The organism is Streptomyces yerevanensis (assembly GCF_000716805.1).
Classification (GTDB): domain Bacteria; phylum Actinomycetota; class Actinomycetes; order Streptomycetales; family Streptomycetaceae; genus Streptomyces; species Streptomyces flaveus.
The window spans coordinates 11,320-29,506 of record NZ_JNWJ01000084.1; the positions used below are offsets into that span (position 1 = coordinate 11,320).

The following is an 18,187-nucleotide window of genomic DNA, read 5'->3' on the forward strand; positions in this document are numbered from 1 at the left end:
GGCGGCGTTCAGTGGTCCGCGCAACACGGCGTAGGGTCCGGTACCTCGAACGGGACCAGGACCCCGCCCGCGGCGGGCATGGCGGTCAGGACCAGTTCCCCGTCCCGCCATTCCGGACGTACGAAATCCCTCGTCAGGATCCGCTGTTCCGGCGCGGGTTCGCCGGACCCGCCCAGCACCGCAACCCGGTCGATCGCCGAGCCCGAGACAAGCCCCGCGACCGTCACCGTCCCGGTCAGCCCCGCGACCCCGGGGTACAGGACAGCGCGGCCCACCGCGTCAGGAACGCCGGCCGTCACCTCGTACCCCTTCGCCACCAACCCCCGCCTCGCCTCCTCAGGCGCACCCGTGAGCGACAACACAACCCGCGGCCGTTCCCCCCGCACCAGGTGCGTGCAGCCGAACACGCCGTCCGGGAAGGCGAGTTCGGCGGCCAGCGACTGGAGCAGGTGGTCGGCCTCGCGCAGTGTCGTCGTCTCGGTGTCGACCCAGAAGGCGCTGTCACCCGCGTACGTGGTCACGAGGGCAGGACCCACACGGGGTTGGAGTAGAACCACAGGTCGGCCCACGGGTCCGCGTCGCCGACGACGTCGATCGCGGGGCCGGCCGGGTCAACCGCCTTGCCCATCAGGCCCGTTGCCGAACGGTTCCCATCCGTCCCGCGCAGGCGGACGTACAACGGCCGGTCTACACGGCCGAGTTCGTACGTGAGCTTGACCCTGCCGGAGGACTTTCCGACCTCGTACGACTTGACGACCTTCGCGGTCGGGGCGGTGAAGGTGTCCTTGTCCTTCGCCGCGCCCGTGACATCGCCCTGGATGACGTCGACTCGGGCCAACTCCGGTACGAAACCGGCCCAGTTGGCGCCACTAGCAAGCGCGATCTCGACCGTCAGGGTCACCTTCGTCCCCTTCTTGACGTGCAGCGCGCCGCCCAGCGTGGCCCAGCGGCTGCCGCCGGCCACCCGTACATCCAGGCCGCTGATCAGCTGGCCGTGGTCGACCCAGACGCGGCCGGCGCGGATGCCGTCCATGACGGCGGCGTAGTTGAAGCCGTCGGCGCCTACGTGGGTGCGGCTGTACTGGCCGGGCCAGTAGTCGCCCTCGGTGAGGTCGACCTTGCCGCTGTAGACGGGGTCGGTGTGCTTGCCGTTGGCGAGGTAGTCGCTGTCGGGGCCGCCGCGCTTGGCGGTGTCCGTGTAGACGTTGTGGGAGTCGGAGTTGGCGGTGATCCACCAGGGCTTGCCCTCGGCGAGGAGGCTGTCCCACAGGCCGCCGACGGTGGCGGTCATCCAGTCGAAGCCGCCCCAGGTGCGGTAGCTCTCCAGGGGGTAACCGGCGAAGGAGTTGGCACTCGGGCTACCGTCGTAGATACCGCGGGCGCGGCCCATGCCGAGCGGCTCGGCGATACCGCCGGCCTGGTGGCCGGGGGCGCCCTCCATGCCGACCGCGATCCGGTGGCGCGCGGACGTGGCGTCGCGCCAGGCGCGTATCTCGTGCGGGGAGTCGATGCCCTTGCGCGCCGGGTGGTTGGCGAGCATCAGGGCGTCCTTGACCTTGCGCCGCTGGACCTGCTCGGCAAGGAAGTTGAGGCCCGCGATGGCGAGGGCCTCGTTGGCGGGCGTCGAGTCCGTCGCCTTCTTCACGCCGCCGTCGTAGTCGGTCTCGAACTGCTTGAGTACGGAGACCTCGTTCTTGCCGGGGTGGACGAAGACCGTGCCGTGCTCGGCGGCCGGGATGTTCCACTCCAGGCCCTGGAAGACGAGGGTGTCCTCGTACGTGTCGCGGGCCTCGACGATGTCCGGGTTGACCTTCTCCACACCGATCTTGGCGTGCGTCTCGTTGCCGTGGTCGGTGATGACCATCCAGTCCATGCCGTGCTTGGCGCCCTGGCGGACCTGGTCGGAGACGCGGTACTTGCCGTCGTTGCTGTACTGGGTGTGGATGTGGTGGTCGCCGGCCAGCCAGAGGAAGCCCTTGCCCTTCCGGCTGCCGGTGGAGGCCGGCGCGGACGTGGACACCTGCGCGGCGGCCGTCCCGCCGAGCACTCCGGCCGCCGTCAGACCCGCGCCGAGCAGGCCCGCGCGGCGCAGCATGGAGCGGCGCGAGTGCTGTTCGGGGGTCAGGGCCTCGTCGGGTACGGAGGTGTCGAAGGCGGCCGGGAGTTCGGTGCCTTGGTGGTCGTGATGGTGGTGATGCCCGTGTCCGTGCGCGTGACCGTGCCCGTGACCGTGACCCATGTCGGCCTGCCTTCTGTGCCTTCTTCGCCTTCGCGCTGTCGGTTTGACCACGCGGGTGCGAGACTCGGCGCGAAACATGAACAATGTTCAACCAGGGCATGATCCGCAGGCGACTTGGTCGCATCAACTGTCCCCGCGCTTCACAATTTTCGCAGGATTCTCTCAACTACCCCTGTACAGCACATGAGTTGACCTCGACCCTGAGCACCGTTGATCGTCCTCTCCCGTTCCTCCGTCCCCTGGAGACACCCCCCATGAGAAGAGTCATCGGCACCATCCTGGCGGGCGCGCTGGCCGCGGCCGGGCTCGCCACCGCAGCCACGGCCAGTGGTGCACCCGCCACGGCCACGGGATCCGCGACGGCCGCCGCCGCCCCTTCGTCGGGCACCTTCAACGTCCTCGCGTACAACGTCGCGGGCCTCCCGGAGGGGCTGAGTTCCGGCAGCCCGGCGAAGAACACCCCGCTGATCTCCCCGCGGCTCGGGGCGTACGACATCGTCAATGTGCAGGAGGACTTCAACTACCACGCGGCGCTGTACGCGGGCGACGACCACCCGCACCGCACCGCGACCAGCGGCGGGGTCCCGTTCGGCGACGGCCTCAACACCCTCTCGGACTACGCCTTCGACGACTTCCAGCGGGTGAAGTGGAACAAGTGCACCGGCACCAACTGCCTGACTCCGAAGGGCTTTTCGCTCGCCCGGGTGCGGCTCGCGGAGGGCGTCTTCGTCGACCTCTACAACGTCCACACGAACGCCGACTCGACCGACGACGCGCTGGCCGCCCGCCGCGCCAACATCTCCCAGCTGTCCGACTTCATCAAGGCGAACTCGGCGGGCAACGCGGTCATCGTCATGGGTGACACCAACACGCGCTACACGCGAGCGGGCGACAACATCCGCACGCTCGTGAACGAGAACGGCCTGAGCGACCCCTGGGTCGACCTGGTCCGCGGCGGCAACGCCCCCGCGCAGGGCAGCGAAGCGCTCGTCTGCCCCCAGACGGCGCCGACGAACGACTGCGAGGTGGTGGACAAGGTCCTCTACCGCGGCAGCGACCTGGTGGACCTCGACGCGACCCGCTACAACAACGACTGGTCGAAGTTCCTGGACGAGGCCGGCGGCAACCTCTCCGACCACTTCCCGCACACGGTCGACTTCTCCTGGAAACTGCCCGCGAACCTCCGCGCCAGCGACTTCTTCGGCGGCCCGCACGGCACGGCCTTCAACGACGCGGACGACCTCCCGGCCACGCCCGCACCCCGCACGCTCACCCTGCGCGGCAACGCCCGCCTGGACGCCGTATCCCTGACCCATGACGGCGGTACGTCCCTCACCCACGGCGGTACGGGCGGCACGGCCTCGTCCCTCACCCTGGCCCCCGACGAACACCTCACCTCGGTGAAGCTCACCAGCGCCCAGAAGGACGGCCGGACGCGCATCTTCTCGGCGGCCTTCACGACGGACAAGTCCCGCACGCTGGCGTCCGGTTCACCCACCTCGAGCACCGTGACGTACACGGCCCCGGCCGGCTGGCAGATCGTCGGCTTCGCGGGCCGCGCGGGCACGGAGATCGACAAGTTGGGGGTGCTGTACGCACCGATCGGTTGACGCCTTGCGGTGAGGCCGGCGTATCCCGGAGGGGTGAGCCCCAGCGATCAGGGGGCTCACCTGCTGTATGCGAGACTTCGCCGGTGACACCGGAGGCTCAGGGACCGTTCAACCGCAGGGTTCGCCTGGTCGTCGAGGTCCGTGACGACCAGGACGAACTGGAGCTGGCGAACAGCGTGTTCGCCGCTCAGGGGTGGGGCGTACGGCCTGCGCGGGACAGCGACTCGGTCAGCGCCGGCGACGGTTACACCGGGCTGATCGTCGAGATCCCGGTCCACGGCTCCCGCTGGACCGCGAGGTCGGCGGCCGTCGAGCAGCTCACGTCGCTCGCCAAGCGGCGGAAGATCGACCTGTGGGTGCGGGAGACCAAGCTCGTCCCGCACAAGTCGGCCGAGCCGCAGACCACTTACCACGTGCACCGCAGGGTGCCGGACACCGCGGGCCCGGTCCAGCGGTGGCTGGCCGAGCACTGGATCGCCGTCGGCGGGCTGGACGTACGCCATACCCTCCACCTGCGCGGCGCGCACTCCGACGAGCAACGCGACCAGGCACTCGCCGAGTTGGAGGCGCGGAACATCGGCGGTCCGCCCTTCGACCCCGACGCGCACGACATACGCCTGGCGAGCGCGCCCAGGGCCAGTGCCGGGTCGGCCGAACCGCATCGCGACGTGGGCACGATCGCGGTGGTCTGCGCGATCGTGCTGGTCTGCTGCGCGAGCGGCATCATCCTCGGCGCCCTCACCTCCGTGTGGCGGTTCGCGGCGCTGCTGATACCCGCCGCCATCTCCTGGCCGGTGGGCGTGTGGATGACCTCGAACGCGCCGCGTCCGAGACTCGTCCAGCTGGGCTTCGGCGTGGTCCTGACGGGGAGCATGACGTTCGGCGGCTGGATGTGGGGGCACTCCGAGGACACGGGGCTGTCCCGGCTGCTCCCTGGGCTGGGCATCGCCCTGGGTATCGGCCTCACCGCCTTCGGACTCTGGTACGCGCTGAGTGCGTCCTGGTTCAGCCGCAACGTGCAGTGGTTCCTGCCCGTCCTCGCCGCTCCGCTGCCGTTCGTCATGCCGTGGGTCGGGTCGCTCCTGCACGCCATGTATCTGGAGGAGATGTTCGGGATCCCGGCCGGCGCGGTGCACGTGGGCTTCTACTGGCAATACGCCATCGCCGCCCGGCCGCTGACCGTGGCCGTGCTGTTCCTCCTGGTGCTCGTCGCGGTGGCCGGCTGGGCACGGCACTTCAATGTGCCGGCGACCGTCGGCGGGTTCTTCCGCATGATGCTGGTTCTGGCGGGGCTCATCGCGGTCCTGACGGTCGTGCAACTGGCGCTGGGCGACGTGGAGAAGGCCGCCGACCGAACGATGGACGCGGCAGCGGCGGGCCGACGTCCCCCTGCCTACTTCGGCATCCGGGCCGAACTCGTCTGCGTCGAGCCCGTCGGCGACAAGACGCCCGTCATCAACGGCCCCGTCCCGACCGCCCACCCGGTCCTCTCCTTCCAGGCAAGCGGCGACACCGTCTGGCTCTGGGACCCGGCCCCGTCCCGAGGCGATGACACCACCCGCCACGCCCTACGGGTGCGGGCCGAGGACGTGGCGCTGGTGGTGGCGGACGGCAGGCGCTGCTGAGTGCGGTCCCGTGGTGGCCCCTCCTGCATGTCATCTTTTCAAGGCCCGCATGTTGACCGAGATGACGTCTTGTTGACCGAGATGACGCCTTGAGGGGGCCGCGCCCCCTCACCCGTCGCCTCCCGCCTTCGCCACCTGCGGCAGCCGTCAGCCGGCCGTCCACCCGCCGTCCACGGCCAGTGCCGACCCCGTGGCGAACGAGGCGCGGTCGCTGCACAGCCACAGGGCCGCCTGGGCGATCTCGACGGGATCTGCCATGCGTTTCTGCATCTGGCGGGCGACGAAAGCAGGCCCCAACTCCGGGTAGGCATCCACTACCTGGTTGATCATTTCTGTGCGGGTGGTGCCGACGACGAGCGTGTTGATGCGAATATCGTGTGCCGCGTACTCGGCCGCTGCGGCCCTGGTCATGCCGAGCACCGCGTGCTTCGCGGCGACGTAGGGCACGGGGGCTCCGGTGGCCCCCATGGCCGCGGTGCTGGACGTGTTGACGATCGCCCCCTTCCCCGCTTCGAGCATCACCGGGATCTGGGAGCGCAGACAGTTCCAGGTGCCGCTGACGTTGACGGCCATCATGCGGTCGAAGAGGGCCTGGTCGAGCTCATGCAGAGGGGACAGGTCGTCGCCGGCGAAGCCTGCGTTGTTGAAGGCCGCGTCCAAGGCGCCGAAGTGCTCACGGGCCGCGTCCACGGCGCGCTGTACGTCCTGGGCGACCGAGACGTCGCCCGCGCTGATCGCCGCCCGGCCGCCCGAGTCGTTTATCTCCTGGGCTAAGTGCTTCAGTACGTCCTCGCGGCGGGCCATCAGGAGAACCGCCGCTCCCTCGGCGGCGAACAGACGAGCGGCCGCTTCTCCGATACCGCTCGACGCACCCGTGATCATGACGGTCTTACCGGCCAGCATTCCATTCGTCTCATTCATGCGGCGAGTAAACCTTCTGAGGTCCCTGGAGCACACCCCTCAAGAAGTCATCTCATTTGGCTCCTCGCCTTCACCTCCGCCGTGAGCGGCGGAGCACTACCGATGAACCTGGTGGACGAACGGATATGGACCTGAGTCTGCATGGCATGGTCGGGGCCGACGGCGGCTGGTTCAGTGGAGGCCATGAGCGACGAGATGATCTTGGTGACGGGTGCTACGGGCAAGACGGGACGCAGGGTGGTACGGCTGCTTGAAGAGCGGGGCGTGGGGGTCCGCGCAGCGTCCCGTTCGGGTACGCCGGCCTTCGACTGGTCGGACCGCGGTACCTGGGAGCCCGTACTGCGCGGCGTGACGAAGATGTACCTGGTGCACCCCGACCTCGGCAGCCCGCAGGCCGCTGAGGACGTCGCTGCGTTCGCCCGGCAGGCAGCCGCCGCCGGAGCCCGGCACGCGGTGCTGCTGTCCACACCCAGCGATGCCTGGGGCCCCGCCCAGGAACACGTACTGGCCACGGAGCGTGCGCTGGAGCACGCGGGCCTGGAGTGGACCGTGCTGCGGGTGCGCTGGTTCTTCCAGAACTTCAGCGAGGACTTTCTGTACGACCCCGTGCTGAGCGGCGAGGTGCGGCTGCCGGCCGGGGACGGCAAGGAGGCGTTCGTCGACGCCGACGACATCGCCGAGGCGGCGGTCGCCGCGCTCACCGAGGATGGGCACGCCGGGTGGTGCTACGAGGTCAGCGGCCCTCGCCTCATGTCCTTCGCCGAAGCGGTCGAGGAGATCGCCCGGGCCACCGGCCGCGACATCCGTTACGTATCGCTGACCCCGGAGGAGTACGCGGAGGAGCAGCGCGCGCAGGGTGTGCCCGAGGAGTGGGTGCAGCTGTCGATCGGCCTGTACGAGCACGTACGCTCCGGCGGCCTCGCCGCACTCGGTGACGGCGTCAAGCGCGCGTTGGGGCGGCCTGCCCGGGACTTCTCCGACTACGCCAAGGCCGTTGCCGCGCAGGGCGTCTGGAACTCCTGACGCCCCCAGCATGGGCAAGCCCCGCAGAGCAAGGGCCGCGACAGCAGGGAGAGTTGAGGCGGGGTGCGAGGCCCGCGTGGAGGCGGTGCTCCGGGTTCGGGAGCGCCGCCTCCGCGTCTTCCTCGCCACGGTCGGCGCGCTCGTCCTCGCGTGGCTCGTCGGGTACTGGGCGCTCAGCGCCCACGAGGCCGGCGAAAGGTGCGTGACCTCGGGTTTCTCCTTCGCTAACACCCTGACGGCACGATTTCGCCGTTCGCCAAATTCGCCCATCGGCACCATCGCCACCATCAGCACCTTTTGGAGTTCCCCCTTGCCTTCCGACAGCACGACCACCGCACCCCCGGCGCAGCCGGGCGCCGACGCGTCCGGAGCCCCCTCGGGCGGCCGACGGCATCTGGGCCTGGCGCTCTTCGTGATCGCCGCGGCCCAGCTGATGGTGATCCTCGACGCCACGATCACCAACATCGCCCTGCCCGCCATCCAGGCCGACCTGGGTGTCACCGACGCGAACCTGGCGTGGATCGTCAACTCCTACGCGCTGGCCTTCGGCGGGCTGATGCTGCTCGGCGGCAAGGCCGGTGACCTCTTCGGACGGCGGCGCGTGTTCCAGGCAGGCATCGGTGTCTTCACCGCTGCCTCGCTGCTGGGCGGACTCGCCCCGAACGAGAGCCTGTTGATCGGAGCCCGCATCCTCCAGGGCGTCGGCGCCGCCCTTGCCGCGCCGAACGCGCTGGCCCTGATCACCACCACCTTCCCGGCCGGCAAGTCACGCAACACGGCCATGGGCGTGTACGCGGCCATGGGCGGCGTCGGCGCCACGGTCGGCCTGCTGCTGGGTGGCGTACTGACCGACGCGCTCAACTGGCGCTGGGTGCTCTTCGTCAACATCCCCATCGGCCTGGCCGTCCTCGCCGGCACCCGCACCCTCGTCGAGGCCGAACGCCACCCCGGCCGCCTGGACGTCCCCGGCGCCATCACCGGCACCGGCGGTCTGATCGCCCTCGTGTACGGCATCACGCGGGGCGGTGAGCACGGCTGGACCAACGGCCTGACGCTGGCGTCCTTCGCGACAGCCGCCGTACTCCTGACGGCGTTCCTGGTCATCCAGGCGCGTGCCGCGGACCCGATGATGCCGCTGCGGCTGTTCAAGGACCGTAACCGCTCCGGCAGTTACGGCACGATGCTGTTCGTCGGGTCGGGCATGTTCGCCATGTTCTACTTCCTGACGCTCTACATGCAGCTGGTCCTCGGCTTCAGCGCCGTCAGGACCGGCTTCGCCTTTCTGCCCTTCAGCGTCGGCATGGCGGCCGCCGCCGGTATCAGCTCCAAGCTGGTCACCCACCTGGCGCCCCGGCTGATCGCCGGACCGGGCCTGCTGGTCGCGGCGGCGGGCATGTTCTGGTTCGCCACCCTGGAGCCGGACTCCTCGTACGCCGGACATCTGATGCCGGCGATGTTCGTCACCGCTCTCGGGCTCGGCATGAGCTTCGTCCCGATGACGCTGGGCGCGGTGAGCGGCGTCGACCACCAGGACACCGGTATGGCCTCGGCCCTGCTCAACACCGCCCAGCAGATCGGCGGCGCACTCGGACTCGCGGTCCTGTCGACGATCTCCACCTCGGCGGCGAACGACAAGCTGCCCGAGGCGGCCTCCGCCTTCTTCAGGGGCCTGGCCACCCAGGACTTCCCGTTGGTCGCGAAGGCGGGCGAGGCGCTGACGCACGGCTACACCATGGCCTTCGTCGCCTCGGGCGCCATGTTCCTGGGCGGACTGGCGGTCATGTTCCTGGCCGTCAACGCGGGCAGGCAGCAGCACACCGAGGGCGCGGCGCCCGTCCACATGAGCTGACCGCGGCCACTGTCCACGCGGGCCGATCCCGCACAGGGCGGCGTACCGCGCCCGCAACGATCACGACGACGTACGGCGGAGGCGCCACACCGCACCGCGACGCCTTCGCCGTACAGGAGCGGACACCCATGACGACCCCACAGCGCATCGAGTCCGTGCACTGGTCCGAACTCCCGCGGCCACCCGAGTCCGTCCTCGCCCTCACCCGAGCCTTCGCCCTGCTGGGAACACCCTGGAACGGTCTGATCATCGCGGCTCTGGCCACGGGCCAGGCAGACTTCGCCCGGGTGCGCGAGCGGGTCCCCGGCATCAGCGACGACACGCTCGCCGACCGTCTCCAGGAACTGACCACGGTCGGCCTCATCACCCGGACCACCCGCCCAGGACCGTCTCCCCGCAGCCAGTACACCCTGACCCCCCACGGCGACGCCTTCCTCATCCCCCTGGCCGCCCTGACCATGTGGGCACAGGACCACCTCCCGGCGCGGGACTCGCGGGGTCGGCCACCATGCCCACCCCAGAAGGAGACACCGTGAAAACACTGGTCTGGTGCAGCAGCGCCATCCCCGCGACGCCCTCGGAGCGACGCGCACGGCGCCCGATCGGCCGGGACGTCCACGCCTATCAGGCCATGCTGCGCAACTACGAGGACATCGCCCGCTGGGCCGACGCCTTCGGCTTCGACGGATTCGGCAGCGCGGAGCACCACTTCCAGACCGAGGGCGGCGAGAACATGCCCAACAGCCTGCTGCTCTACGCGAAGCTCGCGGCGCAGACCAGGCAGATCATGTTCGCTCCGATGTCCCTCGTCCTGCCCGCCCACAACCCCGTGCGCATCGCCGAGGACCTCGCGATGTTCACCCATATGTTCCCCGGCCGGCTCGGCGTCGCCTTCGCCCGTGGCCGCCAGAGCCGCTGGATGCAGACCCTGGCCCAGGACGACGCCGTCGTCTCCTCCCACCCGCGCTCCGACGCCCGTAACCGGGAGATCTTCAACGAGTACCTGTCGATCGTGGAACAGGCCTGGGCCGAGGACTCCTTCCAGCACATCGGCAAGCACTTCCAGGTGCCGTACCCGACCGGCGGCATCCGCGACTGGCCGCTCGCCGACTGGACCCGCGCCTACGGCGGCCCGGCCGAGATCGACGACGAGGACACCGTGCGGCAGATCGGCGTGGTCCCCAAGCCCCTGTACCGGCCGACGATCTTCGTCCCCACCACCACCTCACCGCGGACCGTGATCGACGCCGCCCGCAACGGACGGACACTGCTGCTGACCGCCCGCAGCCGGGAGAAGGTGCGCTCGATCGCCGAGTTGTACCGCGACACCTCCCGCGCGCACCGCCGCGACCTTCGGCTCGGCGAAGGCATGGGCGTCGTCGCGAAGGTCTTCCTCGGCGACACCTTCGACGAGGCCTTCGACCTCGCCGTGCAGACCGCGGGCTACTGGTTCCACAACTTCTTCCAGGCCTTCGGCTTCAACGAAGGCCTGCGCACCGCCGCGGACGACCCCCACCGCAAGGTGCGACTGGACGACGCGCGGGCGCTGACCCGCCGTATGTACGAGACGGGACTGCTCTTCTGCGGCACGGCGGACCAGGTCCGGGACCAGATGAAGGACATGCACGAGGTCTACGGCGGCGGCCGGCTGGACTGGTTCGTCTGGGAGTACTGGGCGCAGGCGCTGCCCGGCGACGAGGCGCCGGACATCCAGCGGGCGCAGCTGAAGACGTACGCCGAGCAGATCATGCCCGAGTTCCGCAGCACTTCACAGCCGTACTGGGCGACGGGCAAGGTGGGCCTGTGACCTGCTGCGCGACAGTGCCCCGCTGCGCTGGACCGAGAGGCCGGTGAAGGGGCAGACTCCGGGGCACCGCTGCCGAGCCGAGTCGCGGACCACTTCGGCAGGCCCTCATGGTCAGGTGACATGAACGACCCCCGTCAGACGGCGCCCGACGCCGTAGGTCTCATCCAGCACAAGCTCTCCGTTCCCGACCTGCCGGAACGGCTCGTCTCTCGACCGAGGATCGACACCGCCCTCGGCACGCTCATCGAACGACGGCAGGTCGTGCTCGTACTGGCGACGGCGGGCGCCGGCAAGACCATCGCCATCCGGCAGGCGACGACGCGGCTGCCCCACCCGGTGGCGTGGCTGTCGGTCGACGCGACCGACAGCCGGCCGGGACGCCTGCTCGCCTACCTCGAGGACGCGTTGGCCCGGCACGTACCGGCCGCCCGCCAGGTGGCGACCCGTGCGCTGCGCGCGGGCATCCAGCACACGGAGTCCGCCGGGCTGCTCGCCGAATCCCTGAAGGGACACCAACTCGTCCTCGTACTCGACAACTTGGAACGCCTCGGGGTCTCGGGCGACGGGTGGGAGGCGCTCGGCACGTTCCTGCACTATCTGCCGCGTACGGTGCGTGCGGTGCTGCTCAGCCGGCGTGACATCCCGGCGGCCGTCCATCGGGAACTCGACCCGACCTCGGTGGCGGGCCTGCGTGAGGAAGACCTCGCCTTCACCGTCGAGGAGGCGGCCGACGCCCTGCGGCTCAACGACAACGACACGATCGACGCGGCCGAGGCGGTGTCGGCGACGGGCGGCTGGGTCACCGGCGTGCTGTTCGAGGCCTGGCGCTCCGAGGAGCACACCGCGGTCGTCGGTGGCGAGGCCGACCCGCTGCACGGCTACATCTCCTCGCGGATCCTCGGCGAACTGCCCGGCGCGGACCGGGAGTTCCTCGTGACGACCTCGGTCCTCGACGCGGTGACGGCCGAGCGGGCCCGGGCGCTCGGACTGGACAGCCCTGCCGGGCGGATGAGGTCGCTGCGCTCGTTCCGGCTGCCCGTCGTCTGGTCGCCCGACGGTCGCACGATGCGCTGCCATCCGCGGCTCCGGGAGTTCCTGCTGGAACAGCTCGAGCACCGCGACGACGCACAACTGCGCCGGATCCGCCGGGCCCACGGCAGGCTCCTGGCCGACGAGGGGCACGACGAGGAGGCCACCGAGGTCCTGCTGCAGGCGGGAGAGGTGGCCGAGGCACGTGTCTGCGCGGCGCGCGTGATCCGACATGTGATGGAGCGGCTGGACCTACCCGTGGCCGAACGCTGGCTTGAAGCATTCGGCACGGTCGGCACTGTTGGCCACGAGCCCACGGAACTGACCACGGCACGACTGATGCTCGCCTGGGCCCGGGACGACCCCCGAGGGGGAGTGGCCATCGCTGACGCGCTCCTCAAGTCCGGTGTCCGTGAGGAGGTCGTCGAGGCATCCGAACGAGCGGCAGCGCTGATGATCTACTGCTACGCCCAGTGCGGCCGTGTTGAAGATGTGGACGAGATCCTGCGGCTGGCCGACCCTGGCGGGGAGGTCGCCGCTGTGCGCTACGGACTGGGGACCATCTATCCCTCCTACCGCACCGACACGCCACCGGAGCTGACCGGTGGGCCGTTCGATGCGGCTGTGCTGATCGCGAAGTACTGGTTCGGCCACCTGACCGACCTCGACATCTCCCTGCAGTCGCACTGGGGCACGTCACTGGCCACCCCGTGGCAGATCGGGGCGCTCCGCGCGCAGGGCCACACTCGCCGGGCCCTGGAGCTGTACGAACGGACCCGCGACTCGGTCTCCAACTCCCTGAGCCTGGGCGTGGTGGTGCCAGGACTTCTCATGGACGCCGGGCGCCCCGCCGAAGCGATCGCGGCCCTCGAGGAAGGCCGCAAGCTCGCCCTCGACACAGGGGCACACGCCTGGTACATCGGATTCACGGAAGGGCTGGTCAAGCTCAGAATCGTCGACCGTCGCGACGCCGCGGCGTCCATGGGGCTCCTCGACGAGCTGGAGAACGACCCGCTCATCGAACATGCGCTACAGCTCAGGGCCAAGGCCCGGGCCTGGCGAGGCTGGCTCCTGCTGCGCAGCGGCGCCGACGCCGACGCACTGGCCTGCCTGCGCGATGCCGTGTCGCTCCTGGAGGCCGGCGGCCTCTTCCTGGAACTGCCCATCGTCGCGGTGCTCCTGGCGGAGGCGGAATGGCGCGCGGGCCACGAGGACGAGGCCGACCGGGCCGCCGATCTGGCCCTGGAGACATCCGGCCGTCAGGGGTCCCACCACGTACTGCTCCAGATCCTCACCGAGTTCCCCGCGGTCGCCTCGCGGCGCATCGACGCCGAGGCCGACACGGACACCCCGTGGCACGCGGTCGGCCGGGCGCTCGCCGCCCAAGGGGCGAACATCCAGGTCACCGAGCGGGTTCCGGCGGTGACGGTCCCGGAGTTCGGACGGCACGCCCTGGCCGTCGACGGCGTAGAGGCCCGCCTGCGCATCAGCAAGAGCCTCGAACTGCTTTCCTACCTGAGCAGCAGGCACGGCCACGCCGCCGATCGCCGGGACGTGCTGGACGCCTTGTTCGCCCGTGACGACCGGTCGACCCGCGCCTACCTGCGCCAGGCCGTCCACCAGCTGAACCTGGCACTGCCGCCCCAACTGCGCCTCACCGTCGAGCAGAACAGACTGGCTCTCGCCGAAGAAGTCGCCCGCGGGTGTCAGTCGCTGCGCTTCGAAGCCGACCTTGCCCAGGCGCACCGGCTGGCCGGACAAGCGAAGCTGTCCACGATCGAGGGGCTCCTGGCCCGCAACGAGGGCGAGTACCTGCCGGACCGCACCTCTCAGTGGGTGGAGGAACGGCGCGGGACCCTGACCCGGCAATCCGTCGAGGCCCTCTCGTCGGCGGCCGAACTCGCCCTGCAACTCCACCAGTACGTCGACGCCGCCCGCCTGTGCGACCGGGCGACCGCACTCGACCCGCTCCGCGAAGTGGCCTGGCGCGTGAGGATGCGCGCGGCGAACGCCCTGGGCGACGACGGTGGCGTCCTCACCGCGTTCCAGCGCTGCGAGGCGGCCCTGAGCCGCATCGACACGTCCCCCTCCCCCAGCACCCGCAGACTGCTCAAGCAACTACAGCGGTAAGCGTGGGAAACGTGCTTACATGGGCCGCCAACCTAGGAGGTCTAGGTTCTGCCGTAGGTGACCGGAGGTGACCCCCATGGCCCGAGCCGGGCTCACGACCGCCCGCGTGGTCGAGGCCGCCGCCGAGCTCGCCGACGAGGTCGGGTTCGAGAAGGTCACCGTCACCGCGCTGGCGCGGCGGTTCGGGGTGAAGGACGCGAGTCTGTACTCGCACGTCAAGAACGTGCGGGAGCTGCGCACGCGGCTCGCGCTGCTGGCGGGCGGCGAGATGATCGAACGGATCGAGCTCGCCGTGGCCGGGCGGGCCGGCAAGGACGCGCTGGTCTCGTTCGCCGACGCCTACCGGGAGTACGCGCTGAAGCACCCCGGGCGGTACGCGGCCACGCAGATCCGGGTCGACCCGGCCGTGGTCGCCGAGTCCGAGGTGCTGCGCCGGACCGCCGAGGTGACGTACGGAATGCTGCGCGGCTACGGGCTGTCGGAGCCCGATCTCACCGACGCCGTACGGCTGCTGCGCAGCACATTTCACGGCTACTGCCACCTCGAATCGAGCGGCGGATTCGGCCACCCCCGCAACGTACAGACGTCCTGGGACAAGGCCGTCGATGCCCTGCACATCGCCCTGGAGCACTGGCCCCGGGAGGAGAAGAAACATGTCTGAGACCACCCCCCGCCCCACAAGGTGCGCGGCAGCGGACCCGTGCTGCTGGTCATCCTCGGTGGGCTGAGTCCCAGAGCGTGAGCAGTTCTCCCCGCCGTGTTCATGCATCTCTCGTTTGAGCGCCTGGAGGACATTTCGTCCCTCATCGTTCACGTTTTTACGCGGCAGGCCCACGGGCTCGCTCGCGGCGCCCAGTCCCCGGCCCCGCCGAAGTCGATCGGGGCGGCTGGGCCGACCAGGCAGCCCGGCACCCTTCAAGGTCACAGGGCGAGATCGCCCCAAGGTCCCTCCGGTGCCAACGCTGCGACAACGGCCGGTAGTTGCGGCGGCTCGATCCGATCCGGCAGCGAGTCCAGGTCGGGCCACGCGACCCAGGCGTATTCGTCGAGGTTGGCACGTTCATCGGGGAGCAGGCCGGCTGGAACCAACTCCGGTCGGTCCTCGGCGAAATGGGCCACGAAGAAGTGTTCCTGCCCGACGTACCGCTTGCCGTTCCACCGCACGTCACGCTCGACTGGCACCCAACGGTCAAGGACCGCGGCCGGGTCCAGGCCGGTCTCCTCGGCCAGTTCACGACGTGCCGCCGTCAGCGGGCTCTCGCCCAGTTCGATGCCCCCGCCGGGCGGCTCCCAGAGCCGTGCCCCGTCAAACGGATCACGCCAGTGGAGAAGAAGCAGACGGTGGGCAGCATCCAGGCAGATCACCCGCGCGGCGGGCCGATGTGTCGTCTCCACGATCCCGACACTAGGCGGCATCTCGTCGTGTGACCGATGAGTTTGCCGTGCCGCTGTGGTCTATCTCCGCAGCGGCGCTGCCGAAGGCCGGTCGCGCTGCACCACAGACGAGTATTCACAGGACTTGGAGCAAACGTGATCATTATTGCCGGAAAGCTGTACGTGGACGCTGCTGCCCGCGACGCGTACCTGGCCGGGTGCTCGAAGGTGATCGAGCAGGCCCGGGCCGCCCCCGGCTGCCTCGACTTCGCCCTGTCAGCCGACCTGATCGAGGCGAATCGGATCAACGTGTACGAGCGTTGGGAGACGGACGAGGACCTCGAACGCTTCCGCGGCGCGGGCCCCGAGCCTGAGCAGGCGGCTCAGATCCGCGACGCCGCGGTGAGCAGGTACCGGATTTCCGGTGTCGAGGCTCCATAAGCGATCAACTCGTCGGTACGTCGCCGCCCTTGAGCGCGGTGATGAAGGGAACCCAGGCGTTCGCGGGGAACAGGAGGGCGGGGCCCCGGGTGTTCTTGGAGTCGCGGACGGGGACGAGGCCGGGGAGGTCGTCACAGACCTCGACACAGTCCCCGCCGGAGCCGTTGCTGTAGCTGCTCTTGCGCCAGACGGCAGTGCTCAAGTCAATCCGGTTGCTTGCCATTTCGGTAATCCTCTGCCGCTGCCTCGATCATGGCGAGGGACGCCTCCGGCGGCAGTGCGGCGGCCCTGAGCCGATCGTATGCCTTGCGGTAGCTCTTCACGAGGGCCGGATCGTCGATGGTGTCACCGCTGTACGACGACTCCGTGTAGACGAGGGGCGGGGCATCCGGGAAGGTCATGATCTTGACCATGCCCAGCATGAGCGGGTGCGGTCCGCAGTTCCACGGAAGGCTCTGTGGAGCAATCCGGCGCCGCCGCGCCAGCGCCGCGATCCTCTCCAGCTGTACAGCCATCTCCTCCGGCGGGATGATCGGGTTGCGCAGCAGCACCTCTGGCAGGACCACCCAGTACTCCGGCTGCTTGTGGTCGTCCTCGAAGAGGCGGGCCCGCTCCATGACCGTCCGTCTGACCCGTACGGACGGTGACCGTACGCGCCTGGAGGTCAGCGACCCGGACGCGTACGCCTGGCTCATCCAACGTCGTCCGGGCCCGGACGACGAGACGGGCCGCGGACTCCTGCTGCTCGACGCGGTCGCGCTGTGCTGGGGCGTGGAGCAGGGAATCCCGTGCCGCCGGTGCCGGACGGTCCCCGGCCACCCCGCTTTGTGCGGTGGCTGGGCGGCTTCGGCTGCGTGGCCGCCGGTTACGCGGTGTTCCAGGCCCTGTTCGGCCTGCTGCCGGACAGCATCGACGGGCAGGCCGCACGGTATGCGATCGCCGGGGTCGCCGGACTCGGTACGGCGCTCGCGGCCTGGCTGGCGGCGGAGCTGCTGCGGGCTCGGTCCGAGCGCAACGGCCTTACGGGGACTGGGCAGTTCAACGCGGGATCGGCGTCGCTGTCGGGGCCGGGACCGCTTCCCCAGCTGTTCTCGTCGGCGTACGACGCTCTCGTCGAGCAGCTCTGCGTGGTCGACGACCCGGTGTGCGGACGGCTCACCGGCTGGCCGCACTCGCTCGGCGAGAGCGCGGGCCGGCCGACGCCGGTCGGTACGGCGTACGGGCTGCACATCGCGCTCGATCTCGGCGTCCCCGACGGGCGGTTGAGCACGGGCGAGCTGGTCGAGACGCTGTGGCGGCTGCGCCTGCCGGACGGCGGCTGGTCGGCGCGCTCGCAGGGGACGGTGGCCCGGCCAGAGGTGACCGCGCTGGTGCTCGGCGCACTGGCGAGGGCCGGCGTGGACCCGGCCCGGGTGGCCGCGGAGGTGGCGCACTGCGAGTCGGGCTTCACGCTCGAACTCGACCGCAACGGACGCGAGTTGACGCATGTCGTGACGACCGTGCTGCGCGGCCTGCTGCGCGCCGCACCCCGCTCCGACGTACTGCCGATCCTCCAGGAGGCCCTCGTCGACGGCGCCGTCACCGACCCGCGCCGCCAGCACCGCCGCTGCTGGAGCTACCGTCTGGCGCCCCGCCACGGCCCGCCCTCCCCGCTGCACACCTCGCAGGCCGTGGTCGCCCTGGACCGCGCGGCCCGCGTCGTGGGCGAGAGTGCCAACGCGCGCGCCGCCCGCGAGGACGGCATCCGCTGGCTGCTGGCCTGCCCGGATGCCCCGCACGACTCCTGCCTCGACCTGACCAGCCTCCGCGAGGAGGTGCGCCGCCCGCGCCCCGACGACCCGTCACGCCACGAGGTCCTGAACGTACGGCACTTCACCGCCTCCTGGGTCGTCCGCGCCCTGCTCACCCCGGGCGCCCGCGACATCGCACGCGAGGACGACATGGAGGCGGAGTGGCGCGAGCGGCTGGACGGCGCGGCCACCGCCGTGTGGGCCGCGCAGACGGACGGCATATGGACCTGGCCCCGCGAGGACACCACCAGCGAGCTGCGTCGTCCCATGTGGATGACCTATCAAGGTCTTTCGGCGCTGCGCGCTCATGCCGTATGGATGTACCAGCCGCATGGCTGAGTCAGAGGGA

At 70.2% G+C, this 18,187-nt stretch carries 15 protein-coding genes and 1 pseudogene; 10 read left to right on the plus strand and 6 right to left on the minus strand.

The window, feature by feature from the left end:
* Positions 1-8: 8 nt before the first annotated feature.
* Together OP79_RS44075 and OP79_RS44080 are read right to left on the minus strand one after the other, a co-directional pair.
* The gene (locus OP79_RS44075; protein ID WP_033328787.1) at positions 9-521 is read right to left on the minus strand and encodes a hypothetical protein; all 513 of its coding nucleotides are present in this window, start codon (positions 519-521) and stop codon (positions 9-11) included.
* Positions 518-2,239, minus strand: a complete 1,722-nt coding sequence (locus OP79_RS44080) for a PHP domain-containing protein (RefSeq protein WP_033328788.1) — start codon at positions 2,237-2,239, stop codon at positions 518-520. The genes OP79_RS44075 and OP79_RS44080 overlap by 4 nt, the downstream gene beginning before the upstream one ends.
* A gap of 254 nt (positions 2,240-2,493) precedes the next feature.
* On the opposite strand from OP79_RS44080, the gene OP79_RS44085 reads away from it, so the two are divergent.
* Both OP79_RS44085 and OP79_RS44090 read left to right on the plus strand, forming a co-directional pair.
* Entirely contained in the window at positions 2,494-3,849 is a 1,356-nt protein-coding gene (locus OP79_RS44085) for a jacalin-like lectin (RefSeq protein ID WP_033328789.1), read from the plus strand.
* 83 nt (positions 3,850-3,932) lie between these two features.
* Entirely contained in the window at positions 3,933-5,474 is a 1,542-nt protein-coding gene (locus OP79_RS44090) for a hypothetical protein (protein ID WP_033328790.1), read from the plus strand.
* A 147-nt stretch (positions 5,475-5,621) separates the two neighbouring features.
* Here the strand turns inward: OP79_RS44090 and OP79_RS44095 are convergent, their stop codons facing one another.
* Positions 5,622-6,395, minus strand: coding sequence for an SDR family NAD(P)-dependent oxidoreductase (locus OP79_RS44095; protein ID WP_245685665.1), 774 nt, complete (start codon positions 6,393-6,395; stop codon positions 5,622-5,624).
* Between the two features lie 183 nt (positions 6,396-6,578).
* On the opposite strand from OP79_RS44095, the gene OP79_RS44100 reads away from it, so the two are divergent.
* From OP79_RS44100 to OP79_RS44125, 6 genes are all read left to right on the plus strand, one after another.
* Positions 6,579-7,418, plus strand: coding sequence for an NAD(P)H-binding protein (locus OP79_RS44100; RefSeq protein WP_033328791.1), 840 nt, complete (start codon positions 6,579-6,581; stop codon positions 7,416-7,418).
* Positions 7,419-7,494: 76 nt separating this feature from the next.
* The gene (locus tag OP79_RS44105) at positions 7,495-9,267 is read left to right on the plus strand and encodes an MFS transporter (RefSeq protein WP_245685666.1); all 1,773 of its coding nucleotides are present in this window, start codon (positions 7,495-7,497) and stop codon (positions 9,265-9,267) included.
* A gap of 128 nt (positions 9,268-9,395) precedes the next feature.
* The gene (locus tag OP79_RS44110; RefSeq protein ID WP_063742130.1) at positions 9,396-9,803 is read left to right on the plus strand and encodes a winged helix-turn-helix transcriptional regulator; all 408 of its coding nucleotides are present in this window, start codon (positions 9,396-9,398) and stop codon (positions 9,801-9,803) included.
* Positions 9,800-11,074 (plus strand): LLM class flavin-dependent oxidoreductase, encoded by a 1,275-nt coding sequence (locus OP79_RS44115; protein ID WP_051745574.1) that lies wholly within the window; start codon positions 9,800-9,802, stop codon positions 11,072-11,074. The genes OP79_RS44110 and OP79_RS44115 overlap by 4 nt, the downstream gene beginning before the upstream one ends.
* Before the next feature lie 120 nt (positions 11,075-11,194).
* The gene (locus OP79_RS44120) at positions 11,195-14,233 is read left to right on the plus strand and encodes an AfsR/SARP family transcriptional regulator (RefSeq protein WP_033328792.1); all 3,039 of its coding nucleotides are present in this window, start codon (positions 11,195-11,197) and stop codon (positions 14,231-14,233) included.
* A 76-nt stretch (positions 14,234-14,309) separates the two neighbouring features.
* The gene (locus OP79_RS44125) at positions 14,310-14,894 is read left to right on the plus strand and encodes a TetR/AcrR family transcriptional regulator (protein WP_033328793.1); all 585 of its coding nucleotides are present in this window, start codon (positions 14,310-14,312) and stop codon (positions 14,892-14,894) included.
* A 260-nt stretch (positions 14,895-15,154) separates the two neighbouring features.
* Here the strand turns inward: OP79_RS44125 and OP79_RS44130 are convergent, their stop codons facing one another.
* Positions 15,155-15,628, minus strand: coding sequence for an NUDIX hydrolase (locus OP79_RS44130; protein ID WP_281194240.1), 474 nt, complete (start codon positions 15,626-15,628; stop codon positions 15,155-15,157).
* 135 nt (positions 15,629-15,763) lie between these two features.
* On the opposite strand from OP79_RS44130, the gene OP79_RS44135 reads away from it, so the two are divergent.
* The gene (locus OP79_RS44135) at positions 15,764-16,048 is read left to right on the plus strand and encodes a putative quinol monooxygenase (RefSeq protein ID WP_033328794.1); all 285 of its coding nucleotides are present in this window, start codon (positions 15,764-15,766) and stop codon (positions 16,046-16,048) included.
* Between the two features lie 4 nt (positions 16,049-16,052).
* Here the strand turns inward: OP79_RS44135 and OP79_RS44140 are convergent, their stop codons facing one another.
* Together OP79_RS44140 and OP79_RS44145 are read right to left on the minus strand one after the other, a co-directional pair.
* Entirely contained in the window at positions 16,053-16,271 is a 219-nt protein-coding gene (locus tag OP79_RS44140; RefSeq protein WP_033328795.1) for a DUF397 domain-containing protein, read from the minus strand.
* Positions 16,252-16,740: pseudogene (locus tag OP79_RS44145) on the minus strand (DUF5753 domain-containing protein); the annotation flags it as partial. The gene OP79_RS44140 and the pseudogene OP79_RS44145, both read right to left, overlap by 20 nt.
* Positions 16,741-16,845: 105 nt before the next feature.
* Here OP79_RS44145 and OP79_RS44150 point away from each other — a divergent pair.
* Positions 16,846-18,177: a hypothetical protein gene (locus OP79_RS44150; RefSeq protein WP_245685668.1), complete on the plus strand. Its 1,332-nt coding sequence runs from the start codon at positions 16,846-16,848 to the stop codon at positions 18,175-18,177.
* Positions 18,178-18,187 lie beyond the last annotated feature (10 nt).

Bases quoted from the DNA above. Each gene is read 5' to 3' on its own strand.
- OP79_RS44120 (WP_033328792.1), top strand. From the start codon at position 11,195: ATGAACGACCCCCGTCAGACGGCGCCCGACGCCGTAGGTCTCATCCAG.
- OP79_RS44080 (WP_033328788.1), bottom strand. From the start codon at position 2,239: ATGGGTCACGGTCACGGGCACGGTCACGCGCACGGACACGGGCATCAC.
- OP79_RS44110 (WP_063742130.1), top strand. From the start codon at position 9,396: ATGACGACCCCACAGCGCATCGAGTCCGTGCACTGGTCCGAACTCCCG.
- OP79_RS44140 (WP_033328795.1), bottom strand. From the start codon at position 16,271: ATGGCAAGCAACCGGATTGACTTGAGCACTGCCGTCTGGCGCAAGAGC.
- OP79_RS44100 (WP_033328791.1), top strand. From the start codon at position 6,579: ATGAGCGACGAGATGATCTTGGTGACGGGTGCTACGGGCAAGACGGGA.
- OP79_RS44095 (WP_245685665.1), bottom strand. From the start codon at position 6,395: ATGAATGAGACGAATGGAATGCTGGCCGGTAAGACCGTCATGATCACG.
- OP79_RS44125 (WP_033328793.1), top strand. From the start codon at position 14,310: ATGGCCCGAGCCGGGCTCACGACCGCCCGCGTGGTCGAGGCCGCCGCC.
- OP79_RS44085 (WP_033328789.1), top strand. From the start codon at position 2,494: ATGAGAAGAGTCATCGGCACCATCCTGGCGGGCGCGCTGGCCGCGGCC.